26 protein-coding genes are annotated in these 23,270 nt (G+C 42.7%); 4 read left to right on the top strand and 22 right to left on the bottom strand.

The window, feature by feature from the left end:
- Positions 1 to 300 precede the first annotated feature (300 nt).
- Together QQL60_RS11020 and QQL60_RS11015 are read left to right on the top strand one after the other, a co-directional pair.
- Positions 301 to 2,172, top strand: coding sequence for a sulfatase-like hydrolase/transferase (locus tag QQL60_RS11020; protein WP_284723319.1), 1,872 nt, complete (start codon positions 301 to 303; stop codon positions 2,170 to 2,172).
- 188 nt (positions 2,173 to 2,360) lie between these two features.
- Positions 2,361 to 3,116, top strand: coding sequence for a lipopolysaccharide kinase InaA family protein (locus QQL60_RS11015; protein ID WP_284723318.1), 756 nt, complete (start codon positions 2,361 to 2,363; stop codon positions 3,114 to 3,116).
- A gap of 7 nt (positions 3,117 to 3,123) precedes the next feature.
- On the opposite strand, the gene QQL60_RS11010 is transcribed toward QQL60_RS11015, so the two are convergent.
- Entirely contained in the window at positions 3,124 to 3,495 is a 372-nt protein-coding gene (locus tag QQL60_RS11010) for a cupin domain-containing protein (protein WP_284723317.1), read from the bottom strand.
- 1 nt (position 3,496) lies between these two features.
- Positions 3,497 to 4,288: a class I SAM-dependent methyltransferase gene (locus QQL60_RS11005; protein WP_284723316.1), complete on the bottom strand. Its 792-nt coding sequence runs from the start codon at positions 4,286 to 4,288 to the stop codon at positions 3,497 to 3,499.
- Positions 4,289 to 4,405: 117 nt separating this feature from the next.
- Here QQL60_RS11005 and QQL60_RS11000 point away from each other — a divergent pair, with 117 nt between their 5' ends.
- Both QQL60_RS11000 and QQL60_RS10995 read left to right on the top strand, forming a co-directional pair.
- Positions 4,406 to 5,188 (top strand): helix-turn-helix transcriptional regulator, encoded by a 783-nt coding sequence (locus tag QQL60_RS11000; RefSeq protein WP_284723315.1) that lies wholly within the window; start codon positions 4,406 to 4,408, stop codon positions 5,186 to 5,188.
- A 161-nt stretch (positions 5,189 to 5,349) separates the two neighbouring features.
- Positions 5,350 to 6,078, top strand: coding sequence for an alpha/beta fold hydrolase (locus QQL60_RS10995; RefSeq protein WP_284723314.1), 729 nt, complete (start codon positions 5,350 to 5,352; stop codon positions 6,076 to 6,078).
- A 19-nt stretch (positions 6,079 to 6,097) separates the two neighbouring features.
- Here QQL60_RS10995 and cysK read toward each other — a convergent pair whose 3' ends face one another.
- The 20 genes from cysK to QQL60_RS10895 form a co-directional block, all read right to left on the bottom strand.
- Complete coding sequence (gene cysK / locus QQL60_RS10990; RefSeq protein ID WP_007147061.1) at positions 6,098 to 7,054, bottom strand: cysteine synthase A; 957 nt, start codon at positions 7,052 to 7,054, stop codon at positions 6,098 to 6,100.
- 71 nt (positions 7,055 to 7,125) lie between these two features.
- On the bottom strand, positions 7,126 to 7,341 hold the full coding sequence (locus tag QQL60_RS10985; RefSeq protein ID WP_007147060.1) for a putative signal transducing protein: 216 nt from the start codon (positions 7,339 to 7,341) through the stop codon (positions 7,126 to 7,128).
- Positions 7,342 to 7,394: 53 nt separating this feature from the next.
- Positions 7,395 to 7,856, bottom strand: coding sequence for a CBS domain-containing protein (locus tag QQL60_RS10980; protein ID WP_007147059.1), 462 nt, complete (start codon positions 7,854 to 7,856; stop codon positions 7,395 to 7,397).
- A 22-nt stretch (positions 7,857 to 7,878) separates the two neighbouring features.
- On the bottom strand, positions 7,879 to 8,076 hold the full coding sequence (gene nqrM, locus QQL60_RS10975) for a (Na+)-NQR maturation NqrM (protein WP_284723313.1): 198 nt from the start codon (positions 8,074 to 8,076) through the stop codon (positions 7,879 to 7,881).
- Complete coding sequence (gene nqrF, locus QQL60_RS10970) at positions 8,077 to 9,294, bottom strand: NADH:ubiquinone reductase (Na(+)-transporting) subunit F (protein ID WP_007147057.1); 1,218 nt, start codon at positions 9,292 to 9,294, stop codon at positions 8,077 to 8,079. It lies immediately after the preceding gene.
- Complete coding sequence (nqrE, locus tag QQL60_RS10965) at positions 9,294 to 9,902, bottom strand: NADH:ubiquinone reductase (Na(+)-transporting) subunit E (protein ID WP_007147056.1); 609 nt, start codon at positions 9,900 to 9,902, stop codon at positions 9,294 to 9,296. The genes nqrF and nqrE overlap by 1 nt, the downstream gene beginning before the upstream one ends.
- Positions 9,903 to 10,565 carry an NADH:ubiquinone reductase (Na(+)-transporting) subunit D gene (locus tag QQL60_RS10960; protein ID WP_007147055.1) on the bottom strand — a complete coding sequence of 221 codons (663 nt, stop codon included), beginning with the start codon at positions 10,563 to 10,565 and terminating at the stop codon, positions 9,903 to 9,905.
- Between the two features lie 3 nt (positions 10,566 to 10,568).
- Positions 10,569 to 11,393 (bottom strand): Na(+)-translocating NADH-quinone reductase subunit C, encoded by an 825-nt coding sequence (locus QQL60_RS10955; RefSeq protein ID WP_007147054.1) that lies wholly within the window; start codon positions 11,391 to 11,393, stop codon positions 10,569 to 10,571.
- Positions 11,394 to 11,397: 4 nt separating this feature from the next.
- Entirely contained in the window at positions 11,398 to 12,606 is a 1,209-nt protein-coding gene (locus tag QQL60_RS10950) for an NADH:ubiquinone reductase (Na(+)-transporting) subunit B (protein WP_284723312.1), read from the bottom strand.
- Between the two features lie 3 nt (positions 12,607 to 12,609).
- Positions 12,610 to 13,959: a Na(+)-translocating NADH-quinone reductase subunit A gene (locus QQL60_RS10945; protein ID WP_284723311.1), complete on the bottom strand. Its 1,350-nt coding sequence runs from the start codon at positions 13,957 to 13,959 to the stop codon at positions 12,610 to 12,612.
- A 130-nt stretch (positions 13,960 to 14,089) separates the two neighbouring features.
- Complete coding sequence (locus QQL60_RS10940) at positions 14,090 to 15,247, bottom strand: MFS transporter (RefSeq protein ID WP_284723310.1); 1,158 nt, start codon at positions 15,245 to 15,247, stop codon at positions 14,090 to 14,092.
- Between the two features lie 9 nt (positions 15,248 to 15,256).
- Complete coding sequence (gene aroC / locus QQL60_RS10935; protein WP_007147050.1) at positions 15,257 to 16,354, bottom strand: chorismate synthase; 1,098 nt, start codon at positions 16,352 to 16,354, stop codon at positions 15,257 to 15,259.
- A 25-nt stretch (positions 16,355 to 16,379) separates the two neighbouring features.
- Positions 16,380 to 17,738, bottom strand: a complete 1,359-nt coding sequence (gene mgtE / locus QQL60_RS10930; RefSeq protein ID WP_284723309.1) for a magnesium transporter — start codon at positions 17,736 to 17,738, stop codon at positions 16,380 to 16,382.
- 180 nt (positions 17,739 to 17,918) lie between these two features.
- Positions 17,919 to 19,667 (bottom strand): phosphoenolpyruvate--protein phosphotransferase, encoded by a 1,749-nt coding sequence (gene ptsP / locus QQL60_RS10925; protein WP_007147048.1) that lies wholly within the window; start codon positions 19,665 to 19,667, stop codon positions 17,919 to 17,921.
- Positions 19,664 to 19,933, bottom strand: a complete 270-nt coding sequence (locus tag QQL60_RS10920) for an HPr family phosphocarrier protein (RefSeq protein WP_007147047.1) — start codon at positions 19,931 to 19,933, stop codon at positions 19,664 to 19,666. The genes ptsP and QQL60_RS10920 overlap by 4 nt, the downstream gene beginning before the upstream one ends.
- On the bottom strand, positions 19,930 to 20,337 hold the full coding sequence (locus QQL60_RS10915) for a PTS sugar transporter subunit IIA (protein ID WP_284723308.1): 408 nt from the start codon (positions 20,335 to 20,337) through the stop codon (positions 19,930 to 19,932). The genes QQL60_RS10920 and QQL60_RS10915 overlap by 4 nt, the downstream gene beginning before the upstream one ends.
- A 117-nt stretch (positions 20,338 to 20,454) precedes the next feature.
- Positions 20,455 to 20,973, bottom strand: a complete 519-nt coding sequence (locus tag QQL60_RS10910; RefSeq protein WP_284723307.1) for an HPr kinase/phosphorylase — start codon at positions 20,971 to 20,973, stop codon at positions 20,455 to 20,457.
- Between the two features lie 2 nt (positions 20,974 to 20,975).
- Positions 20,976 to 21,437 carry a PTS sugar transporter subunit IIA gene (locus QQL60_RS10905; protein ID WP_284723306.1) on the bottom strand — a complete coding sequence of 154 codons (462 nt, stop codon included), beginning with the start codon at positions 21,435 to 21,437 and terminating at the stop codon, positions 20,976 to 20,978.
- A gap of 13 nt (positions 21,438 to 21,450) precedes the next feature.
- Positions 21,451 to 21,777: a ribosome hibernation-promoting factor, HPF/YfiA family gene (gene hpf, locus QQL60_RS10900; protein ID WP_007147043.1), complete on the bottom strand. Its 327-nt coding sequence runs from the start codon at positions 21,775 to 21,777 to the stop codon at positions 21,451 to 21,453.
- Positions 21,778 to 21,812: 35 nt separating this feature from the next.
- The gene (locus QQL60_RS10895; RefSeq protein WP_007147042.1) at positions 21,813 to 23,267 is read right to left on the bottom strand and encodes an RNA polymerase factor sigma-54; all 1,455 of its coding nucleotides are present in this window, start codon (positions 23,265 to 23,267) and stop codon (positions 21,813 to 21,815) included.
- Positions 23,268 to 23,270 lie beyond the last annotated feature (3 nt).

Below are 23,270 nucleotides of genomic sequence, written 5' to 3'. Positions count from 1 at the left end.
ATAAGCATTTTGAATGAGTGAAGTGAAACTGAAGGGGCGCTTACAGGGATATAAGCAATAAAGTAGATCACCGACAGGCTTTTGGATAATAGAAAAGCTCATCCTGTATGTGGCTGGTCATTCTTATTGCCTCGTACTCTGCCAAGCTGATCGGAGACTGCTGCAATATTGCGCCTTTCAGATAATCTGTACTTAGACGATGATAACTGAAAAGGTGCTTTGTTCAGCTCATCTAAACTACTTAATATCTTGTTAAGCAAAGTCGATTATCGTAACGACCATCATTTATGGACTGTTACTATGCTGAATCATGCCCATCAACTTAGATTATTTTTTGTTGTAAGTTATCTGATTTTATTTTCTATCACCTGCTTATTTTGGCCATACGCAAAAACTGATAGCAACTGGTTAAATAGCTATCTATTTTTCTCATCTGCAATCTATGCCTTCTTGTATTTATTGCCAGCATTAGTGATCACAAAACTGATTGATCTCCTGGCATTTTTTAACAACCGTTATGAGAAAAAGTGGTTGCTGGTGAGTAGGCAGGTTGCTTGGATACTGACATCAGTAATATTTCTAGCATTATACGCAGACTATGAAATCTATACGCTTTATGAATATCACTTTAACGGATTTGTGTGGAATCTGATAATAACCCCTGGTGGTATTGATGCCCTAGGCGCCACGATCTCGACCAAGGTGACTATAGCTATTGAAGTTATCGCTATTATTGTATTTACGTATTTATTGATGTGGCTATCTGGTAAATTGGGATATCGAACCCATTTTACAGTTTCACGACGTGTTTACATAAGCGCTTTAGCGATCTTATTACTGCTGGCCCCATTAGAAGAAAGTGTTTACGCCTACAGTATTTATACGGGCAAAGACGACTTTATCCAAGTCTCTAGTGTTATTCCCTTCCATCTCAAATCGAGTGCCCATAGCTTTTTCAAAAACATGGGTATTGAACAAGGTGGGCTTAAAAAGCTGAGACTAGCTCATGGAAAGATACATTATCCATTGGAGACGATTGCAACAGAACAGTTAGCAACATATCCGAACATCATTATGCTTGTTGCAGAGTCATTTCGTTGGGATTTACTTGATCCGGAAATAACACCTAATTTATGGAAATTGTCTCAAAAATCACTCACATTCGATAATCATTACAGCGGTGGTAATCGGACAAGGATGGGATTGCTATCGATGTTTTATGGCATTGATGCACCATACTGGTATGGTTTTCAGCAACAGAAGATTTCGCCTGTGCTGCTGAATGTTTTGCGTGATAAAGGTTATCAGTTTGATTTGCACACAAGCCAGAGTTTTGATTACCCAGAATTACGCGATACGGTTTTTCATAATATGCCTGAATCTGTGATGGAAGAATTAAAAGATGGGGAACCATGGGCACGCGATCATCAGAATATCAGTCATGTCATCAGTAATATCGATACACGTGTGAAAAATAAGCCTTTTTATAGCTTTATGTTTTTTGAGTCCACACATGCCCCTTATGCATTTCCTGAATCAATGGCTATCAGGAAAGATTATCTTAAAGATATGAACTATGCTGATCTCAATCTCAGGGATAATATTGAGCAAATCCATAATCGGTATATCAATGCTGCACACACCATCGATGCTGAAGTAGGGCGTTTGCTGAATTATTTAGAAGAAAACAAGCTATTAGATAATACGATTATTTTATTCACTGGCGATCATGGTGAAGAATTCATGGAAAATGGACATTGGGGCCATGGGCATAATGAAATGTTTCCTGAGCAACAAATCCATGTCCCACTTATATTATCTATTCCAGGTACCAAGCCAGAACATATACGACATACAACCTCTCATATCCAGATTCCTGCCACGTTGATGGAGAAACTGGGTGCGACAACAAATGCTGATAAATATGCGCTTGCAGGCGATTTAAACTCCATACTGCCGTATCTAGTTGTTGGTAACTATAATTATCTTTCTGTTATAGATAACAGCCACAAAATTACCTTTCCTTTTACCTCAACAGATTATTTTCACTATACCGTCTTCACTCGTGATGACCAAAGTGTCAATGCCGATGAAAAGCAGGAGGTAATTAAGCAAATCCAGCCTTTGATAGATGATGTTACAAAGGATTGTCAGCGCTTTGTCAGCCATTAAATAAGGAAAATCACTTTAAATCATCGTAATCTGTTGTATTTATCACAAATAAATAAAAAAAGGTCTCTATCTGATGTAAAATAACAACAAATTCTGTCTGTACGTAAAGCTCATTAATGCCTTTACCTATAACCACTATAAATCAGCAGAATAACGTGTTGATTTAAAGATTAGAGGATTGGCGAGCATTGATTAAAGAAGTCTGGTCTGCGAGTAATACTGAAATCGCGACAAAGTTCTTAGATTATTTCCCAACATTAGAAAGTATATTCGACTATCAAGCGACAATCATTTCTAAGGGAACACAAAGTGAAGTAATGCGATTTAATATAGAGGGTACAGGCTTTTATATTAAACGCTATTTTAGAACCAAGGGTCTTAGAAGTCACTTAGGCTATTCACGTTTGCGGATGGAAATTCGTAATCAAAAGCGTTTCTTAAGATGGGGACTCAATGCTGCAGCTGTGATTGCCTATGGTGAGCGCTATCGCTTTTCACGTACGCTGAAGGGTGCATTAGTTACTTTAGCTGTGAACAACAGTTCTAATCTTGAAGATATTTCCCGTAATTCACCTGAGTTATTTAAAAATAAGGCTTGGCTGAGTCAAGTGATAAAGCAGGTTGCTGAGATGGCACGTATTCTCCATGAGCATCGGTTTTGTCATAACGATTTATTCTTACGAAATTTGCTAATACAGCAGAATAGTGACCAGCCAAAGCTGTTTCTTATTGATTGCCCATCTGGTTGTTTTTGGTTCGGCACTTTTCTTTCAAAACGTAAAGTTAAGGATATTGCTAGTTTGGATAAACATGCATCGCTTTACTTATCCAGAACACAGCGTTTAAGTTTTTTGCTCTATTATCGTCAGAGTAAACGTCTTACAAAAAGTGATAAACGATTCATTAGAGATGTGTTGGCATATTCTCGACGAAAAAATGGATAATCTCTTCCTAGCTCAGCTCAGTATAGTTTGATTCAGTAAACCGTGGTGAGCAGATAGCTAAAAATATCAGATCGTTTTCACCGTTATTACTGATACGCTGCCGTGTTAAAGGGGGAATAATAACTACATCACCAGTTGATACAACTTGTGATAGCTCTTCGCCTATTTCAACGATACCCTGACCTGCGAGAATTACATAACGCTCAGTTGTTTGGTTTAAATGATGCCATTGTGTTGTGACTCCAGGCCTGACTCTGGCTCGAGCAATTGACACATCCGGATCTGATGCATGATTAGATAACTCATTTATATAACATCCCTCAATAAAGAAATACTCTTTATCAGGATCATAGTGCTGGATTATTGGTTTATTGATCATCTTACTTATAACCGTTAGTTGATGGTTTATTGTTTTTTGCCCAGTAAAGTCCAGTTTGTAAGGTAAAGCTAGCATCTTTCTCTATCGATAATGCTCGCTTTACTTCCTGGTTAGCATCTAACTGTAATTGCTTGAGTATGCCCACTTTATCTGCTGGTGTGTTCATTCTGCTTACCCATGAGTCAAATTGTAGCCTGGTTGACCAGCTTTTATATTTTTCAATGGTGAAGCCGGCATTTTCAATTACTTCCCGCCATTCAGTATGATCGCGGTTTCGTACATGTGATGGATCACGTAGATACTCGATAGTTTGTAAGTGCGTGTCGACAATTTTATTTATGTCGCCCTCAATATCGATAATAAGCAAATAGCCACCTTTTCTGACTATATTTCCTATGTGCTCAATCGCAGAATTAAAATCTGACCAGTGATGGGCACTGTAACGGCTACACACCAGATCAATATCAGAGAAATGGTGAGCTAGTTCTTCGGCTCGACATTGTTTTGCTTCAAGATTAATAAATTGTTTTGAGTGAGCCTGTTCCTTGACGATTTTTAGCATTGCAGATGATGAGTCTGTTGCAGTGACATTATCTACTAATGGCGCAAGCATGTAACTAAGATGGCCTGCACCACAGCCAATATCAACGGCTGATTTTATGTCTGTGCGATGATGTTCGATAAGTAATTTTGCAAAAGATAAATCAGGTCCTTGACTATGCACTGGGCTTGTTAAATATTCATTCGCTTGAGGATCGAATTGCTTTCCTACGCTTTGGTAATGTGTAGTCATTTTCTGTCTCCATTTTGTAGAAAGCAAAGCATATACGTCTCATTATAGTGTTACTAGATAGGTATTTATCCTATTATAAGAACTGATAGCTAATGATTTAAATTAACGGGTGGAGCGATGAGCAATAATCGCGATAATAGTTTGGGTGCATTTTTGAAATCGGCAAGAGAAAGAACATCACCTGAGCAATTCGGTATAAAGAAAGGACGAAGACGAACGCCAGGACTTAGAAGAGAAGAAGTTGCACAATTAAGCGATATAAGCACGACTTGGTACACCTGGTTAGAGCAGGGTAGGACAACTTCTGTGTCAGCCCAGTTATTAGCACGATTGGCACAAACATTAAAACTATCTCACGCAGAACGGCATTATTTATTTAAATTAGCCAATCAATTAGATAAAGATGAAATAACACAGCTATCGCCACAACTAGAGCAGCATTTGTTAACGTTAACTGAAACAGTATCAGCACCAACATATGTCATGGATCGTCACTGGGATCTGGTCGCTTGGAATGATGAATGCAAAAAATTGTTTGGTGGATGGCTCAATACCGACAAAAATAAAAATTTACTACGATTTTTATTTTTGGACCCTGTAGCTAAAACACTAATTAGTGATTGGCAACAACGTGCAGAGCGCTTAGTGGCTGAGTACCGGGCAGATAGTGTTGACTGGCATTACGATAAGGTGCATTTGGCATTGGTAGATGAACTCACTGCATTATCTGAAGACTTTAAAACAGCCTGGAGCAAGCAGCATGTATTACCTAGAGAGGGTGGAAAAAGAGGTTTTTTCCAAGATGGTAATGAGTGTTTCTATGAACAATTTACTTTACGAGTTGCCGATAATCTCGATATGAAAATGGTAATATTACGCCCTATAAATGAGAGTGGTTAAGGTCTATGCACTAAAATGTAGCGCATAAGATAAATTGTAACCAATTGATTTAACGGCTTACATCTCTCGACTATAGTCTATATCAGGCTTTCGGTCACTGACTTATAAGCTGGCATCTGTTATGCAAGACATTATCCGACATCTGTCATAGGGAGGCCTCTATGAAACTGTTAATGATAGTTTTGCTTCTACTCAGCTCTAAAATGGCGGTTAGTGATACCTCGGCATCATGGAACCGTATTATTTTATCTGGCGGTGCATATACACTATTGGGCTTAGCCCCACCGGAACTCAGAGCTGCGGACACACTCAATATCTTTCTCGAAGGTGATGGCGCGCCTGGTACAGCATTAGAATTAGCTGAATTCATTGGTGGTAATAGCGTTTATATCGCCAGACCTTGCCAGTATTTTTCGCGTCAACAATTCACCAATTGTGACAAAGCTTTATTGACATCACACCGCTATTCACTGGCTGTGATTGACTCTATCAGTAGAGCCATTACAGCAATGAAAATTCGCTATCAAGCAAGTCGAGTACGGCTTATCGGATTTTCAGGAGGCGGAGCTATTGCAACGATTATTGCTGCACAACGTGATGATATCGACTTGCTTGTTACCGTCGCTGGCAATCTTGATCACAAGCGCTGGACTGAGTTTAATGAGATTGACCCTTTAATCGGCTCATTAAACCCGGTAGATTTCAGCGGCTCTCTTGAGGGTGTGAAACAAATTCACCTCATTGGTGAGCGTGACAATGTGGTGCCTGGCTCTGTACTAAGCTCTTATTTAGCTCACATGCAAAAACTGGATAATGTGAAGAGCTATATTATTTCTGGTGCTGACCATCTTTGTTGCTGGTCAATGGCACTTGCAGATGTCTTGGATTGACGCAGATGTTTTGGCTAGCTTAACCCAAGCTAGCCAGCCACTCATCATCTGAGCCTTCGTTCATCCCCTCAAAAAGGTATGTGGAAAGATAACGTTCTCCCGTATCAGGTAACATGGCCAAAATAGTACTTCCAGGCGTAGCTTTTTCAGCTACCTTCATGGCCGCCGCTAGGGTGCCACCGCATGATAAGCCAACGAAAATACCTTCTTCTCGAGCAAGGCGTTGTGCCCAATTTTTAGCTTCTTCATCTGTCACAGGATAGAGTTCATCATAGATGTCACGATTTAATACATCAGGAATAAAATCTGGTGTCCAACCTTGGATTTTATGTGGCGCCCATGCATTACCTGCCAGCATGGAAGCAGCGGCAGGTTCAGTTGCGATAATTTTTGTTTCTGGGCGTGCAGCTTTAATGATTTCACCTGCACCTGTTAAGGTACCGCCGGTTCCCCAACCCGATACCCAGTAGTCAAGAGGTTTACCTGCAAAATCAGACAGAATTTCTGGTCCTGTAGTATTTCGGTGATAGGCCGGGTTCGCTGGGTTCTCAAATTGTCTGGCTAGAAACCAACCATACTTTTCAGCAAGTTCTTCTGCTTTTTTGACCATGCCTTTGCCACTTTCAGCTGCTGGGGTCAAAATGACCTTAGCTCCAAGGGCCCGCATAATCTTACGACGTTCCACGGAGAAGGTTTCAACCATGGTCGCAACAAAGGGATAGCCTTTCGCCGCACACACCATCGCGAGAGCAATACCGGTATTGCCTGAAGTGGCTTCAACGACTGTTTGACCCGGTTTCAGAACCCCACGTTTTTCTGCATCATTAATAACAGCATATGCCAAGCGATCTTTGACGGAACCCATCGGGTTAAACGACTCAACTTTCACATACATATCAACGTGGGCTGGAGCTATGTTGTTGAGTTTGACTACTGGTGTATTGCCGATGGTATCGAGAATGCTGTTGTAAATCATAATGTGTTTTCGCTTCTTTATGCTGATCAAAAAGCTTACATGAAATCTATCAATCAGAGGCGTGTCGTAAGCTAGAGAATGTTATTTTCGTAATCGTTAATAATTGACTGTGCAAGATTCACTTTACTTTGCTCAACGAACACATGAGCGAAATCAGTGGCTGGAAGATCGCCGACAGCGCCTTGTAAATAGTGGCCACCAACGTGACAGTCAATGTCATGGCTTTTCAACAAGCCAGCTACAATATGAGCTTCTAAAATATTATTAGCACGAAACATCAATTGCATATGTTTCTCCAATGCTGTTGAGGCTTTAGCTAGCAAAATTCGCTGCGTCGTGTTTATTTTGTCGTAACGTGAATCTGTTGTTTAGTTGATTGCTTTGCAGGTTTCTTGCTGCTCTCGATATTTGAGGAGGTTTGCAATGCACGTAGAATATTCTGACGTGTTATTGAACCAACTAAACGATTATCTTTGATGACAGGTAAACACTTATATGCAGTACTGAGAAATGTCTGAGCAACATCGATAATAGAGTCATCAACATCAACTGTTGCACATGTTGTGTTCATAAACTCGCCAACTTGTCCTGCAGCTTCCCCTTGATAAGCTGCATTTAAAGCTACTTTCATACAATCTTTTTCAGATAAAAAGCCAATCAGGTTGCCATGATGATCGATGACAGGAGCACCAGATAACTTGAACTCTACCAATTGATTGATCGCCCGCAGAATATCCATATCCGGTGTGAAGGTAATTTTAGTACCATTCATATGATCTTTGACTTTTAACGGCGCTAACATATTTAGCTCTCCTCAATATGCGTTATTGTTGTTGGGCTTTCCGTTTTGCACATTCATCCCTTTCCTGGGCTGAGCAAGCTCCACCACAACTTCCACTTAAGCCAACTTGATTGAGACCACCACAACTACCTTTAATGGCTGAGCGACCAAACAACACGCCGATTGCCATTGTAGCAACCACGACAAGTAACAGAACAAATGCGGCGATAAAAGTTGTCATCTAACCCCCAAAGTCATCCAGGAATATGTTTTCTCTCTCTACTCCAAGATCTTCTAGCATCCTGATTACTGCAGCGTTCATCATTGGTGGTCCACACATATAGAATTCACAGTCTTCTGGAGCGGGATGATCTTTAAGATAGTTTTCATACAGTACATTATGAATGAAGCCAGTGTAACCCTGCCAGTTATCTTCTGGCAATGGATCCGATAGAGCCACATTCCAAGTAAAGTTCTCATTTTCGGCAGCCAGCTCATCAAAATCTTCAGTGTAGAACATTTCACGCAAGCTACGGGCGCCATACCAGAAACTGATCTTACGGTCGGTTTTAATTCTACGAAGCTGATCGAAAATATGTGAACGCATCGGTGCCATACCTGCACCACCACCGATAAAGACCATTTCTTTATCAGTATCTTTGGCAAAGAATTCACCAAAAGGTCCTGAGATAGTGACTTTATCACCTGGTTTTAAGTTGAATATATATGATGACATTTGACCTGGTGGAATATCATCGTTGTCTGGTGGCGGGGAAGCGATCCGCACATTCAGCATAATAATGCCTTCTTCTTCAGGATAGTTCGCCATAGAATATGCGCGGATAACATCCTCTTTTACTACGGATTTATAACGCCACATATCAAAGCGGTCCCAGTCGCTTCTGTATTCATCTTCTACATCAAAACTTTTGTATTCAACCGTATGAGGTGGGCACTCAATCTGAATAAAACCACCGGCACGGAAATTTACATTTTCACCAACAGGTAATTCCAGTACTAATTCTTTAATAAACGTAGCAACATTGTGGTTAGAGCGAACAGTACAATCCCATTTTTTGACACCGAAAACTTCTTCGGGGACTTCAATTTTCATGTTCTGTTTAACGGCAACCTGACAGGATAACCGGTCACCTTCTGCTGCTTCACGCTTGGTGATATGAGATTCTTCTGTGGGCAGGATTGAGCCACCACCCTCAAAGATTTTAACTTTACACTGCCCACAAGTACCGCCGCCGCCGCAAGCTGATGACACAAATAGATCTGCATCAGCAAGAGCACCTAACAGTTTACTGCCAGCTTTAGTTTTGATGGTTTTTTCCTCATTGATGACAATTTCAATATCACCAGTTGAGACTAATCTTGAACGTGCCCCAAGTATTAAAAATACCAAGGCCATGATGATAAGGGTAAATAGTACGATGCCGAGTACGATTTCCATCACAATTGAATCCCAGAAAATGCCATAAAACCAAGTGCCATGAGACCTGCAGTGATAAAGGTAATCCCTAATCCTTGCAGCCCATCAGGTACATCTGAATATTTGAGTTTTTCACGTATGCCAGCGATAGCGGTAATCGCCATTGCCCAGCCAAGACCACTACCAACACCATAAACAGCACTTTCAGATAGATTGTAGTCACGTTCAACCATGAACAAGGTTCCGCCCAGAATGGCACAGTTCACCGTGATTAATGGCAGGAATATACCCAATGCGTTGTACAAGGCTGGAGCATATTTATCCATGGCCATTTCAAGAATCTGTACCATCGCAGCAATAACACCAATGTAGCTGATAAGACCAAGAAAGCTTAAATCAACATCAGGTAAACCTGCCCAGGCAAGTGCACCATCTTTAAGTAGGTATTGGTAGATTAAGTTATTTGCTGGGACTGTAATGGCTTGAACCATGATGACGGCAATACCAAGACCAAGGGCTGTTTCAATTTTTTTCGACACAGCAAGGAAGGTACACATGCCTAAAAAGAATGATAAAGCCAGGTTCTCAATAAAAATTGAGCGTACGAACAGGCTTAGATAATGTTCCATCTACAATACCTCCGTACGATGAACTTGGTGAATTTGATAGTCTGGCGCTTCGACTTGTTCTTTTTTCCAGCTACGCACAGCCCATATGAGCAGACCAATGACAAAGAAGGCACTTGGTGGTAAGAGCATTAATCCGTTTGGTATATACCATCCACCATCATTGGCGACAGGAATCACTTGGTAGCCAAATAATTTTCCCGCACCTAAGAGTTCACGACAGAAAGCAACCAACATAAGAATGAGACTATAACCTAAGCCATTACCAATCCCATCCAGGAAACTCAGCATGGGCGGGTTTTTCATTGCGTAAGCTTCAGCACGGCCTAACACGATACAGTTGGTGATAATCAAGCCGACGAACACCGACAATTGTTTGCTGGCCTCAAATGCATAGGCTTTGAGAATCTGGTCAACAATAATGACCAGCGAAGCAATGATCGTCATTTGCACAATAATCCGAATACTACTCGGAATATGTTTACGGATAGCACTGATACAGGCACTCGAGAAGGCTGTAACCGTGGTCAAAGCCAATGACATGATAAGTGCGGACATCATATTGGTAGTGACTGCTAATGCAGAACAAATACCAAGAACTTGTAGTGTAATTGGATTGTTATCAATGAGAGGATCGATAACATTATTTTTTGCTTGGCTTGCCATAAGTTATTTCCCCAATTCAGAATGCATTTTTTTCAGGTAAGGCCCAAACCCCTGATCGCCTAACCAGAACTGTAGAAGGTTGGTGACACCATTACTAGTTAAGGTCGCTCCTGATAAGCCATCTACCTTGTATTCGGCGTTAGCCGTATTTGGCTCAACATGACCACGAATCACACGAATTTCGACATTACCATCAGCATCAAAAATTTTCTTGCCAGCCCACTGAGCACGCCATTTAGGGTTATCAACTTCACCACCAAGTCCCGGTGTTTCCGCCTGTTCGTAAAAACGTAAACCACGAACCGTATTGAAGTCACCTTCCAATGCTAAAAATCCATATAACGTGGACCATAGACCATAGCCATGAACGGGCAGTACGACTTGTTTAATCGCATCGCCTTCTTTCAATATATACACAGGTGCATAGTTGGCACGTCGACCGATGCTGGCAATATCATCTTTGTCGTCTATATTGATACTCATTTGTGGATCAGCTGATGCCGCACGCTGGTCATAACTGACAGGGTCGATGTTATTGTCAGCATAATTACCTGTACTCAAGTCGACCAGCTTAACTTCAAACTGACTAAAAATTTCATCAACAGTACCAGCTTGATTACTCATTCCTGTGACAGCAAGAATATTCTTCTTTATATCGTCTTTTTTATTGTCGTCCTGTATGGGACGTAAATAAACAGCCGCTGTCGAAACCATCACTGAACAAATCAGACACAACAGAATAGCAATAAAAAGAGTTTTTTTCGGATCATCATTAGGCAAGTTGAGTAATCCACCTAACAATCCTTTTTTTGTATTAGTTTCAGCCATGATATTAAGTTCGCTTCATTCTGCGTTTGATATTGGCCTGAACAACAAAATAGTCGATCAGGGGCGCGAAAATATTGCCAAATAATATGGCTAGCATAATACCTTCTGGGAAGGCGGGGTTCACAACACGAATCATCACCGCCATAAAACCAATCAATGCACCATATATCCAGCGCCCTTTATTTGTCATCGCTGCAGAGACCGGATCTGTTGCCATAAAGACCATACCGAAGGCGAGGCCGCCCATGGTTAAATGCCAGTACCATGGGACACTGAACATCGGATTAGTATCACTGCCAATCAGGTTGAATAATAATGAGGTAGCAACCATACCAAGGAATACACCCAGAATGATTCTGAAGTTAGCCACTCGGGTATAAATTAGAAATGCTGCACCGATGATTATCGCTAATGTGGATGTCTCACCCAGCGAGCCTGGCATCATTCCAAAGAAGGTTTGTGACCAGCTGTAACCAGCTTCTTTCACCGCCTCGATACCACCTGATGCGGCCAGAGCAAGAGGCGTCGCTCCAGTGTAGCCATCAACTGCAGTCCACACCGCGTCTCCAGACATTGCTGCCGGATACGCAAAATAAAGAAACGCACGCCCAGTCAGGGCAGGGTTCAAGAAGTTTTTACCTGTACCACCGAAGACTTCTTTACCCAGAACAACACCGAAAATGATACCAAGTGCGACCATCCACAGAGGTGTTGATGGTGGCAAGGTCAGGGTGTAAAGCATCGAGCTGACCAAGAAACCTTCATTAACCTCATGGTTTCTTACAGCGGCAAAGATGACTTCAAAAATACCGCCAGCGACCAATGTCGTTATATACATGGGTAAAAAGTAAAGTAAGCCATGAAACATATTGGCGAATAAACTGTTAGGGTCATATGCGATACCCAGCGTACTCATTATCCAGTTACGCCAACCATCCAGGCCTGTCATACCCATTTGGCTGATCGCATTATTCGCCTGAAAACCCGTATTCCAAAGCATCAATAATAAGACGGGGAATGTCGCTACTACGACATAACTCATTACCCGTTTTAGATCGATGGCGTCCCGCACATGTGGAGAACCTCGTGTTACATCAGCGGGTGAATATATAAAGGTATCCACCATCTCATATAACGCGAAATACTTTTCGTATGGGCCGCCTTTTTGAAATTGTGGCTCGATACGATCAAGAAAACGTCTTAAGCGTGCCATCAACTATCCTTCTATCTCAATTTGTGTCAAGTTTGATCTGAGTGCAGGGCCATAGTCATATTTGCCTGAACAGACAAAGGAGCATAATGACAAATCTTCTTCATCAAGCTCTAAACAACCAAGCGCTTGTGCTGTATCGGTATCTTTGACCAGCAACGAACGGAGTAACTGTGTTGGTAAAATATCCAGTGGCATAACGCGTTCAAACACACCGACAGGCACCATTGCCCTGGGGCTACCATTTTGTGATGTAGTCAAGGCCACTTCTTTTTGACGGAAAATGCTGGAAAAGAAAACATTGAGTGAAGAAAATTTACCTTTACCGCCTGGACGAATCCAACCTAATAATTCTCGTTCAATACCTTCTGCGATCACAGAAATTTGATTATGAAATCTGCCTAAGTAGGCTGCCCAGTTATTGGCTGTATGGCCATGCAAAACCGAACCAGAAACAATACGTGATGGAATATTTTGTACTTCACCCAATACAAGATCCTGGGTACTTGCGCCTAAACGTGTACGTATCAATCGTGGTTTATTCACTAAAGGCCCAGCAAAAGCAATAATGCGCTCAACCCAAAGACGACCTGTTGTAAATAGTTTTCCAATAGCTATTACATCCTGATAACCGACCGTCCATACTGATTTACTGGCGTTGACAGGATCAAGCAGATGAATATGTGTTCCAGCTAAACCAGCAGGGTGTGGACCTGAGAAAGTATGAACTTCGATATTACTTTTCTGGTTAACCGGCAGGGCTGTATCAGGGGCCTGACAGACATAGACTTTGCCTTCTGTCAGTTGACTGAGGATGGTTAGACCATGTTTAAAATCTTCAGCGTGTTCGTTGATGATAATGCTTGGGTCAGCAGCAAGAGGATTGGTATCAATGGCTGTGACAAAAATGGCATGTGGTACGGCATCAACAGCTGGAGAGCGACTATACGGGCGGGTGCGGAATGCTAACCATAAACCGGAGTCAATTAAATTTTTGGTGATATCTGATCTTTTCAGATTGTCGAGCTTGTTTAAATCGTACTGCTCGAATGTGATCTCATCGTCACCTTCCAACTCAATGACGACGGATTGTAATGCGCGCTTGGCACCGCGGTTAATGGCTTTCACTGTTCCTGCGCCTGGAGAGGTGAACTGCACGCCAGGGTTTTTCTTATCAGTAAATAATGGTTGTCCGAGTTTGACCTTCTGGCCTTCTTCAACCATCATCGTAGGCCTCATACCTACATATTCATTGCCCAATATGGCTACCGAATTGACTTTATTGCCATCGTAGATAGTTTGTTCGGGTTTCCCCGAAATGGGCAAATCTAGCCCTTTCTTAATCGAGAAATGCATACTTCACCTGGTCAGGAGACAACGGACGTACCTGCTATCTGTGTTACGTTAAATTCCCAGTCTGTAAGTATAAGTATTGTTTTCAATGAAAGAAAGAACAAATCCAGATAAATATTAGCTCAAATCCTACTTATCTCATGATGCTATCCGTTTCTTTTAGCCATCTATAAGCAACAATAAAGCCTAAAAAGCTGAGTACGCTGGCAATGATGAATGTCCAGGCCGCGCCAGGACTATCCCATAAATAGCCGCTGAATAAGCTACCTATAACCCCGCCAATTCCAAAACTTGCGCTGCTATACAGCGCTTGTCCTCTGCCTTGTGTGTTGCCAATAAAATGACGATGAACCCAGGCAATAGCTGAGGCATGAAAACTGCCGTAGCTGGCTGCATGTAAAAACTGAGCCATAATCAGTGCAGGTAGGTTTTGCGGAAAGGCTGCTATCAAGAGCCAGCGAAGTGATGTTAATAATAGACTGACCATAAATACATTACGCAGTCCAAACTTGGGCAGCCAGCGATGCATTACAAGAAAAATAATGACTTCGGACATAACACCCAGTGCCCAAAGTTGGCCTATAACACTACTGCTGTAATCATGCTGCTCTAGATAGATGGAATAAAACGTGTAGTAAGGGCCATGACTAGCCTGCATTAATAAGCAGATCAGTAAAAAAGCAATCACACTGGGCCGCTTCAGTATGGTTTTTAATGAGATGGTGCTGTGCTCTGACGTGTTTGATGATTCAGGCACGCTGAGACTGAATAGCCATATACCAGTAATGCTGATTAATAATGCGATGGGAATAATCTTTGGCTCAAACTGCTCAAGTAAATTACCCAACACCATGACGATGACAATAAAACCGATGGAACCCCATAAACGAATCTTGCTGTAGTGATGACTGTGTTCACCGAGATGTTGCAGTGTGGTGACTTCAACTTGGGGTAGTGATGCGTTCCAAAAGAAGCTAAATAACATCAGAACCAGTGCGACACTGAGATAAGATTGATCAATGAAAATTGCTGCAAAGACAATGATGGTGGCAAAACTGGCGAGTCTTACAATTCGCATGCGACGGCTATAATAATCTGCTAACCAACCCCAGATATTGGGCGCGATAATTCTGGAGGCCATCAGAATGGCGGTTAGTTCACCAATCTGACTTGGGCTAAAGCCTTCCCATTTCAGGTAAAGGCTCCAGTAAGGTACTAATATGCCGAGACAAGCAAAATAAAAAAAATAAAAGCCAGACAGGCGCCAGTATGGCAATTGAGATAAAGGCACCTGAATGAGTTAAGCCTGAGCAGGAATGATCGGGGTATCAGTAGTGACGTCCATATTTTGAGCACGATGTCTCAACACATGATCCATTAAAACTAATGCCAGCATAGCTTCTGCTATAGGTGTCGCTCGAATACCGACACACGGATCATGGCGACCTTTCGTCACAACTTCAATGGCATTACCTTGTGTGTCAACACTTCGGCCTGGTAATCGCAGACTGGAAGTGGGTTTCAGCGCGATGCTGACAAGTAAATCCTGACCACTGGTAATACCACCGAGCGTGCCGCCCGCATGATTACTGAGAAACCCGTCAGCGGTAATTTCATCACGATGTTCAGTGCCTTTTTGTGTGACCGAATCAAAGCCGGCACCAATCTCAACACCTTTGACGGCATTAATGCTCATCATAGCGTGAGCGATATCCGCATCAATACGGTCAAAAATCGGCTCTCCAAGTCCAACCGGTACATGGCGAGCAACAATATTAATTCTGGCACCTACCGAGTTGCCTTCTTTACGTAAGGCATCCATATAGGCCTCGAGTTCAGTTTCTTTGTCTGGATCCGGCGAGAAAAAGGCACTTTTCTCTATGTGTGACCAATCTAGTTTTTCTGTTTTTATAGGACCGAGTTGCGATAAATAAGCATTTATTTCAATACCATAACGCTGACGAAGATATTTCTTTGCAATACCACCAGCGGCGACACGCATGGCCGTCTCTCTGGCAGAAGAGCGACCACCGCCACGATAATCACGCACACCGTATTTTTGGTGATAGGTGTAATCAGCATGAGCAGGTCTGAACTGATGCATGATGTTGCCGTAATCTTTGGAGCGTTGATCAACATTTTCAATCAACATACCAATGGGGGTGCCAGTTGTCTTACCTTCAAAAACCCCAGACAGAATTTTGACCTGATCGGGTTCGCGGCGTTGCGTTTCATGACGAGTTTTACCTGGACGGCGACGATCCAGATCGCTTTGTAAATCTGCTTCAGTTAATTCTAGTCCGGGAGGGCAGCCATCAACGATACAACCTAAAGCCGGGCCATGACTCTCGCCAAAGGTGGTAACAGTGAAGAGTTTTCCAAAGGTATTACCTGACATATCTCGTTCCGCTTTCGAGTGAAGATTAAACAATAAATAATTTGGCGAAGCCTAAAAAGGCCATAAACCCGACCACATCTGTGACAGTGGTGAGTAGTACGCTGCCTGATAAGGCTGGATCAATACCTATTCGCTTCAACCCCAACGGTATAGTTACGCCAGCAAGGGCTGCTGCCACTAAATTAATAATGATGGCAGTACCAATAAGTAGTCCTAAAGACAGGCTATTAAACCAGATCACGGTGACTATCGCGATAGCTGTGGCCCATATCAAGCCATTTGTCGCACCAACCAGCATCTCTTTGCGCAATAACCAGCGTTCATTGTTACTATTCAGTTGGCCCAGAGCCATAGAGCGAATAACCAATGTTAAGGTCTGGCTTCCGGCTATGCCACCCATACTGGCAACAATGGGCATTAGGACTGCAAGGGCCACTTGTTTTTGTATTGTAGTTTCAAATAAACCAATAACCCATGACGCGAGAAATGCTGTCAGTAAGTTTACGGCAAGCCACACCGAGCGGCGATGAACACTGCGTTTGACGGTGGCAAAGGTATCTTCATCTTCACCCAAACCTGCCATGCTCAGCATCGAATGTTCTGCGTCATCACGGATAACGTCAACGACATCATCAATGGTGATACGACCGAGTAGGCGATTATCTTTATCGACAACAGGCGCGGAAATCAAATCATGTTTTTCAAATCGTCTGGCGACATCCCGATCCGTCATATTCGCTGGAATCGGATCGACCTGGTGCGACATAACTTCACTTACCAGAAGTGAACGGTTTCGGCTCACCACTTGTGATAAACGCAATGTGCCCAGGTAATGATCATTATGATCCACCACATACAAACTATCGGTATTTTCTGGCAGTTCTCCCAGCATGCGCAGATAGCGTAGGACAACCTCAAGCGTGATATCTGTGCGTACCGTGGTGACGTCTGTATTCATCAAACCACCGGCACTTTCTTCATCGTAGGCTAAAACAGCCTCAACACGACGCCGGTGTTGAATATCCATCGCACGCAAGACTTCATGGACGACATGATCCGGGAGATCTTGCAGAATATCGGCGATATCATCGGCATCAAGATCTTCGGTGGCATTAATCAGATCGGCGGTGTCCATATCTGTCATCAGATCGGTACGGACTTCCTCACCGATATATGACAAGACTTCACCACGTAAGTCAGGATTAATTAATGGCCAGCAGATTTTCCGCTCGTTAGGCGGTAAAGATTCAAGAAGATGCGCTGTTTCGGCTGGATGTAGTCCTGCTAATAACCTACGCATTCTGACAAAACGTCCACTTTGCAGGGCATCAGATAAAGCATTAATAGATTGATTCAGGGCGTGATCGTGGTCCAGCTCAGACATATCCAGTTCTCAACAACGGAGGTTTTTAGGATTGTGATTAGTGCTTATTCTAGCTTGCTTGCCACTTGCTGAATAGCGTGAAATGCTTCGTGAGCAAAGAAACTAAGGAGATTCAGAGGTTTTATAAGGTGAGTGCTGACACCCATCATATACGATTTGGTGTCAGCACAGGTTCATTATTTAGTGAGACGGACCGTTAATTTTTTCAAGCAATAAATCCAGCTCTAGTGGGTCACTGGTATTCATAATATCCAATGTGTTAACGGGGAGTTCATTCAAGTTAGTTTCATTGATTACCTGTTTTACTTCGAGTATGGCATTGGGATGCATACTGAAGTTTTCCAACCCCATGGCCAGTAGAAGTCTTGTATAACGAGGGTCACCCGCCATTTCACCACACATGGACACATCCACATTATGCAGTTTTCCCGCCTGCAGCGTCATATATATCAGACGTAATACAGCTGGATGCAACGGGTCATAAAGATAGTTAACATGATCATCAATACGGTCAATGGCCAGTGTGTACTGGATTAAGTCATTGGTACCAATAGAGAGAAAATCGACCTGTTGCGCAAATATTTCTGCGCAAACCGCACTTGCCGGAATCTCAATCATGGCGCCCACTTCGATATGATGATCGTATTCAAGATGCTCTTTATCCAGTTCCTGCTTACATTGCTCAAGCAGATTCTTCGCTTGGAGCAGTTCATTCATGGTGGAAATCATCGGGAACATGATTTTGATTTTGCCAAAAGCAGAAGCGCGAAGAATTGCGCGCAGTTGGGTGCGGAACATGGCAGGTTGACTCAGGCATAAGCGAATGGCGCGCATACCTAAAGCGGGGTTAGTCACTACAGTTTGATTGAGGTTACGCCCACCATCAACGGTTTTGTCTGCCCCCAAATCGAAAGTTCGAATTGTCACCGGTTGATTATTCATGCCTTCAACCACATCGCGATAGGCCGATAACTGTTCTTCTTCCTCTGGTGGTGACAGGCGGTTCATGTACAAAAACTCGGTACGATACAGTCCAATACCTTGCGCACCGGCGCTGCTGATTGTGGTTACATCTTCCGGTAACTCAGCATTGGCTAACAATGTGACTGATTTACCATCTCGTGTTTTTGTGGGTTGAGACTTATAACGACTCAGCGATGAGATATGCTCACGAAAAGCAATTAAACGGCCTTCATATTCATACTGTGTGCGTTCATCTGCCCCCAGCAACATAACGCCAGTCTCACCGTCAACAATCAGCGGTTCATTATCCTGAACATAACGACGAACAGATTCGACACCGACGATAGCCGGGATGCCCAGACTTCTTGCCAGAATGGTGGTGTGAGACGTCGCACCACCATGCTCTGTCACGAAGGCAACAATACCTTGGTGCTGCATAAGCACAGTGTCCGCTGGCGTCAGGTCTTCAGCAATAATAATATGGCCTTTTAGCCGACCATCTGGAATTTCATGATCCGCGACTTCCTGATCAGCCAGAATACGGTGAATACGATTGACCACATGATCAACGTCATCTCGACGTGTACGCAGATAAGGATCATCCATCTCATTAAAAACGTTAATCAACGCATCACGTTGCAACTGTAAGGCCCATTCGGCATTACAGCGGCGCTGACGGATCATATCTACTGGAATCTTATTTAGTGATGAGTCATTCAACATCAATAAATGGGTATCAATGAAGGATGTCACGTCAGCAGGCGCATTGGCCGGAATATGATTACGAATGGATTTTAACTGTTGTCTTGCCTGATCAATGGCATCGAGAAAACGGTCGACTTCTTGCTCTATTGCAAAGGCGGGGATTAAATATTCACGGACATCAGGCTGATTGTGAAAAAGAATATGGGCTCGGCCCATAGCAATGCCGCGAGAGACGCCAATTCCTTGTAGCTCAAGCGTCATTCACCTTCTCCAAAGAAATCATTAATAAGGGTATCTAGCGCTTGTAAAGCCTGTTCAGCATCATCACCTTCAGCGGTCACAGTGATTTGTGATCCTTTTGCCGCAGCCAGCATCATCACACCCATGATGCTTTTACCATTGACTGTTCTGTTTTCTCTGGTAACGGTAATCTCAGCATCATAAGCGGAAGCAGTAGTGACAAATTTAGCTGCTGCTCGAGCATGTAAGCCGAGTTTATTAATAATTGTGAATGTTTTTGTCATCATTTTCTTGAGTAGCCTGTGTGATGACAGCGAACTACACCTTCTTGGCCGCCAGTCAAGGCTTTGATTTCAAGTTCTTCTAAGTTTAGGGCTGGGTAGTTTAAAACGCGTATCAACATGGGTAGGTTTAAGCCTGAAACAACACGGATATCTGTTCTGTCAGATACTGCACAGGCTATATTACTTGGCGTTGAGCCGAACATGTCAGTCAGTATGAGAATACCGTGACCTTGATCAAGTTTTTTTAAATCTTCATCCATTTCCAAACGGATTGCTTCAGGATTGTCTTTGGTCTGGATTGAAATCACTTTGGTGGGAAGCGGGCAACAAGATAACATCTGGCGTGCAGTGTTAATCAGCTCTGTCCCGATGTTATTGTGCGAAACAAGTAAAATGCCTACGGTCATATTAGCTCTCTAAAAAAACAGCCAAAGCTGTATATAGACAAATCGGCTCAGCCTCTGTCTTGTATCGGTAATGAATGTAATGGATATACCGCATGTCATCAAGTTAATGTGAAATCATCACTGCTGAATTTGCTGTTGTTGGCGATATTTTAACTGTTCATTGGCATCATTTGTTGACTGTTGTATGTTTAACCAGGTTAACAGGCGAATGAGCACGGGTACCGGATTAGATAACGACAAATGTAGTGTTGGAATATTAATACCAAGAATAGTTTGATTGCTTTGGTTGCCTTCCAACTGACTATCCAGTGTTAATTTTTCATGCAGGATCAGCTGATAGTGAAGCGAAGCATAATCAGTGACATGTGCTGGACCAAACTGGTGTTCGATATTAATGGTGCCAAGTTCACGTGTGTTAAGCAGGCTTTTTAATAGTGAGGGAGAACGACCAATAAGTTGATTTTTTTCAATAGTGAGGTCAATCACATCATCAGCGACTAATTGATGACCTTCAATGATTAACTGCAAAGCCAGACTACTTTTCCCTATGCCGGGGGAACCGCTAATCAATACGCCTGAGCCATTGACACAAACCATTACTCCATAGTGTGAGTTGGTTTGTATTGCTTGGACCATGGTTAATCTTCGTCGATAGAAAGGAGTAGTTCGAAAATTTGTTCGGCGCTTGTTGCGTTACGCAACTTCTTGCAGATATCAGGATCACGAAATAGAGTAACAAGACGTGATAAATGCTGTAGGTGATGATCTGTATCTTCTTCCGGTACGAGTAAACCAAAAGCAATATCGATAGGTTGATTATCGACAGACTCAAACGGCACTGGCGTTTCCAGTGTCAGCATAGCAGCAATGGTATGTGTTAAGCCCGGAACCCGGGCGTGGGGGATAGCCACGCCCTTACCGAGGCCCGTACTTCCGAGCCGTTCACGTTCCAATAAGACCTGGAATATTTTTTCTGCTGTTGTCGCGTTAGTATTACTGGCTAACTTTTGACTTAAGTTTTCCAGTACTTTCTTTTTGCTCGTGGCATTGTCATGAAAGCTGATACTGTCAGCATTAACCAATAATGCGGCAATTAGCATAAAAAAATCTCGTTTAGTTGACGTTGTGCTTCATATCGGCACCGACAGATTGATGATGATCGGTGATTTTATCTTTATGCTTGATGATTTGGCGGTCAAGTTTAGCCACCAAATTCTCAATAGCAGAGTACATGTTTTCATTTTCATCTGAGGCGAACAAATCAGCACCACTTACATGAACAGTGGCTTCTGCTTTCTGACGTTGTTTTTCTACTGATAACACAACATGAACATTGGTCATGTGATCAAAATGGCGAGTCAATTTTTCGAATTTTTTGTTGACGTGATCGCGTAAGCTGTCAGTGATTTCGATATGTTGTCCGCTTAAATTTAACTGCATAATGATGGACTCCTTATTGAGTGATGATAACTGGTTTACACCAGTCGTTTTCGCTCATTCGATGGCGCTATTGCCAACGTTTCACGATATTTTGCAATTGTCCGTCTGGCGACATTAATGCCTTGTTCTCCGAGGATATCGGCAATTTTACTGTCGCTCAATGGTTTCCGTGGATTTTCTGCGGCAACCAGTTTCTTGATGATAGCGCGAATGGCTGTAGCTGAACATTCTCCGCCGGCATCTGTGCTGACATGACTGGAGAAAAAGTATTTCAGTTCAAAAATTCCTCTCGGTGTATGGAGGTATTTGCGGGTTGTTACACGGGAAATTGTGGATTCATGCATTTCTACAGTTTCAGCAATATCAGCTAAAACTAGCGGTTTCATGGCTTCTTCACCAAAGTCGAGAAAATCTTTCTGTCTTTCGATGATCGCTTCGGTCACTTTTAATAGGGTTTCATTGCGACTTTGTAAGCTTTTTAGAAACCAGCGTGCTTCCTGCAGATTATTTTTCAGGTAGGTATTTTCTGCGCTGTTATCGGCTCGATTAATGAGTTGCGCATAATGTTCGGCAATTTGTAAACGCGGTGCATTATCGGGATTGAGTGAGAGCACCCATTGGCCCTTAAGCTTTCTTGCATAGACATCTGGAACAATATATTCCGTGGTATCTGTTTGAATTTGACTGCCAGGACGAGGGTTTAACAGCTGAATGGAACGAACCAATTCGGTGAGTTCATCATCTGAGACTTTCAGAGCACGTTTGATTTGGGCGTAGTCACGTTTGGCCAGAGTATCGAGATGTTTATCGATAAGCTCTTTCATCAGATCAATATGAGGTAAACCTGATTCTTCATAAACACGAAGTTGTATCAGTAAACACTCGCGTAAATCACGGGCTGCCACTCCGACGGGATCAAAGTGCTGAATACGATGCAGCACCGTTTCGATTTCATCCAGCTCTATTTCAGCAAACTCTTCACCTAAACTCGCTTGAATCTCTTCCAATGATGTTTTGAGATAACCATCATCTTCAATCGAGTCAATGATGGTTGTCGCGATGGCTTCTTCAATTTCTGTGAAATGAGTCAGCCGCATTTGCCAGAGCAGATGTTGCTGCAGTGAATCGGTGCTTTCATCCTGATTTTCCCTTTCCATATCACCATCATGGATAACATTGCTGTTATTAGTGCTGATAGGCTGATAATCGTAGGTATCTTCCCATTGACTATCGACGGGCAGATCTTCAGGAATGTTTTGATTTTCAAGTTCACTGATTTCACGACTTGTTTGATCTTCAGTGCTTGGTTTACGTGCGTTCTCATCGAAGTCAAAGTCTTCTTCCACTTCGAGTAAAGGATTGCTCTCCAGCGCTTCCTGAATTTCTGTCTGTAACTCAAGCGACGACAATTGCAGCAAACGAATGGCTTGCTGTAATTGCGGAGTCATCGATAGACTCTGGCCTACACGCAGCTGTAATGAGGGTTTCACGAG

Origin of the sequence: Methylophaga thalassica, assembly GCF_030159795.1 — a bacterium.
Taxonomy (GTDB): Bacteria; Pseudomonadota; Gammaproteobacteria; order Nitrosococcales; family Methylophagaceae; genus Methylophaga; species Methylophaga thalassica.
This window is presented reverse-complemented; position numbering and strand designations above follow the sequence as displayed.

Excerpts from the sequence above, each read along its gene's own strand:
- aroC (WP_007147050.1), bottom strand. The coding sequence starts at position 16,354 with ATGTCAGGTAATACCTTTGGAAAACTCTTCACTGTTACCACCTTTGGC.
- QQL60_RS10960 (WP_007147055.1), bottom strand. The coding sequence starts at position 10,565 with ATGGCAAGCCAAGCAAAAAATAATGTTATCGATCCTCTCATTGATAAC.
- nqrE (WP_007147056.1), bottom strand. The coding sequence starts at position 9,902 with ATGGAACATTATCTAAGCCTGTTCGTACGCTCAATTTTTATTGAGAAC.
- QQL60_RS11020 (WP_284723319.1), top strand. The coding sequence starts at position 301 with ATGCTGAATCATGCCCATCAACTTAGATTATTTTTTGTTGTAAGTTAT.
- mgtE (WP_284723309.1), bottom strand. The coding sequence starts at position 17,738 with ATGTCTGAGCTGGACCACGATCACGCCCTGAATCAATCTATTAATGCT.
- QQL60_RS11010 (WP_284723317.1), bottom strand. The coding sequence starts at position 3,495 with ATGATCAATAAACCAATAATCCAGCACTATGATCCTGATAAAGAGTAT.
- QQL60_RS10945 (WP_284723311.1), bottom strand. The coding sequence starts at position 13,959 with ATGCATTTCTCGATTAAGAAAGGGCTAGATTTGCCCATTTCGGGGAAA.
- QQL60_RS10905 (WP_284723306.1), bottom strand. The coding sequence starts at position 21,437 with ATGCTAATTGCCGCATTATTGGTTAATGCTGACAGTATCAGCTTTCAT.
- QQL60_RS11005 (WP_284723316.1), bottom strand. The coding sequence starts at position 4,288 with ATGACTACACATTACCAAAGCGTAGGAAAGCAATTCGATCCTCAAGCG.
- nqrF (WP_007147057.1), bottom strand. The coding sequence starts at position 9,294 with ATGGAAATCGTACTCGGCATCGTACTATTTACCCTTATCATCATGGCC.
- QQL60_RS10950 (WP_284723312.1), bottom strand. The coding sequence starts at position 12,606 with ATGGCACGCTTAAGACGTTTTCTTGATCGTATCGAGCCACAATTTCAA.
- QQL60_RS10915 (WP_284723308.1), bottom strand. The coding sequence starts at position 20,337 with ATGACCGTAGGCATTTTACTTGTTTCGCACAATAACATCGGGACAGAG.
- QQL60_RS10980 (WP_007147059.1), bottom strand. The coding sequence starts at position 7,856 with ATGTTAGCGCCGTTAAAAGTCAAAGATCATATGAATGGTACTAAAATT.
- ptsP (WP_007147048.1), bottom strand. The coding sequence starts at position 19,667 with ATGACGCTTGAGCTACAAGGAATTGGCGTCTCTCGCGGCATTGCTATG.
- QQL60_RS10995 (WP_284723314.1), top strand. The coding sequence starts at position 5,350 with ATGAAACTGTTAATGATAGTTTTGCTTCTACTCAGCTCTAAAATGGCG.
- QQL60_RS10985 (WP_007147060.1), bottom strand. The coding sequence starts at position 7,341 with ATGCAATTGATGTTTCGTGCTAATAATATTTTAGAAGCTCATATTGTA.
- QQL60_RS10920 (WP_007147047.1), bottom strand. The coding sequence starts at position 19,933 with ATGATGACAAAAACATTCACAATTATTAATAAACTCGGCTTACATGCT.
- hpf (WP_007147043.1), bottom strand. The coding sequence starts at position 21,777 with ATGCAGTTAAATTTAAGCGGACAACATATCGAAATCACTGACAGCTTA.
- QQL60_RS10955 (WP_007147054.1), bottom strand. The coding sequence starts at position 11,393 with ATGGCTGAAACTAATACAAAAAAAGGATTGTTAGGTGGATTACTCAAC.
- nqrM (WP_284723313.1), bottom strand. The coding sequence starts at position 8,076 with ATGACAACTTTTATCGCCGCATTTGTTCTGTTACTTGTCGTGGTTGCT.
- QQL60_RS10910 (WP_284723307.1), bottom strand. The coding sequence starts at position 20,973 with ATGGTCCAAGCAATACAAACCAACTCACACTATGGAGTAATGGTTTGT.
- QQL60_RS11000 (WP_284723315.1), top strand. The coding sequence starts at position 4,406 with ATGAGCAATAATCGCGATAATAGTTTGGGTGCATTTTTGAAATCGGCA.
- cysK (WP_007147061.1), bottom strand. The coding sequence starts at position 7,054 with ATGATTTACAACAGCATTCTCGATACCATCGGCAATACACCAGTAGTC.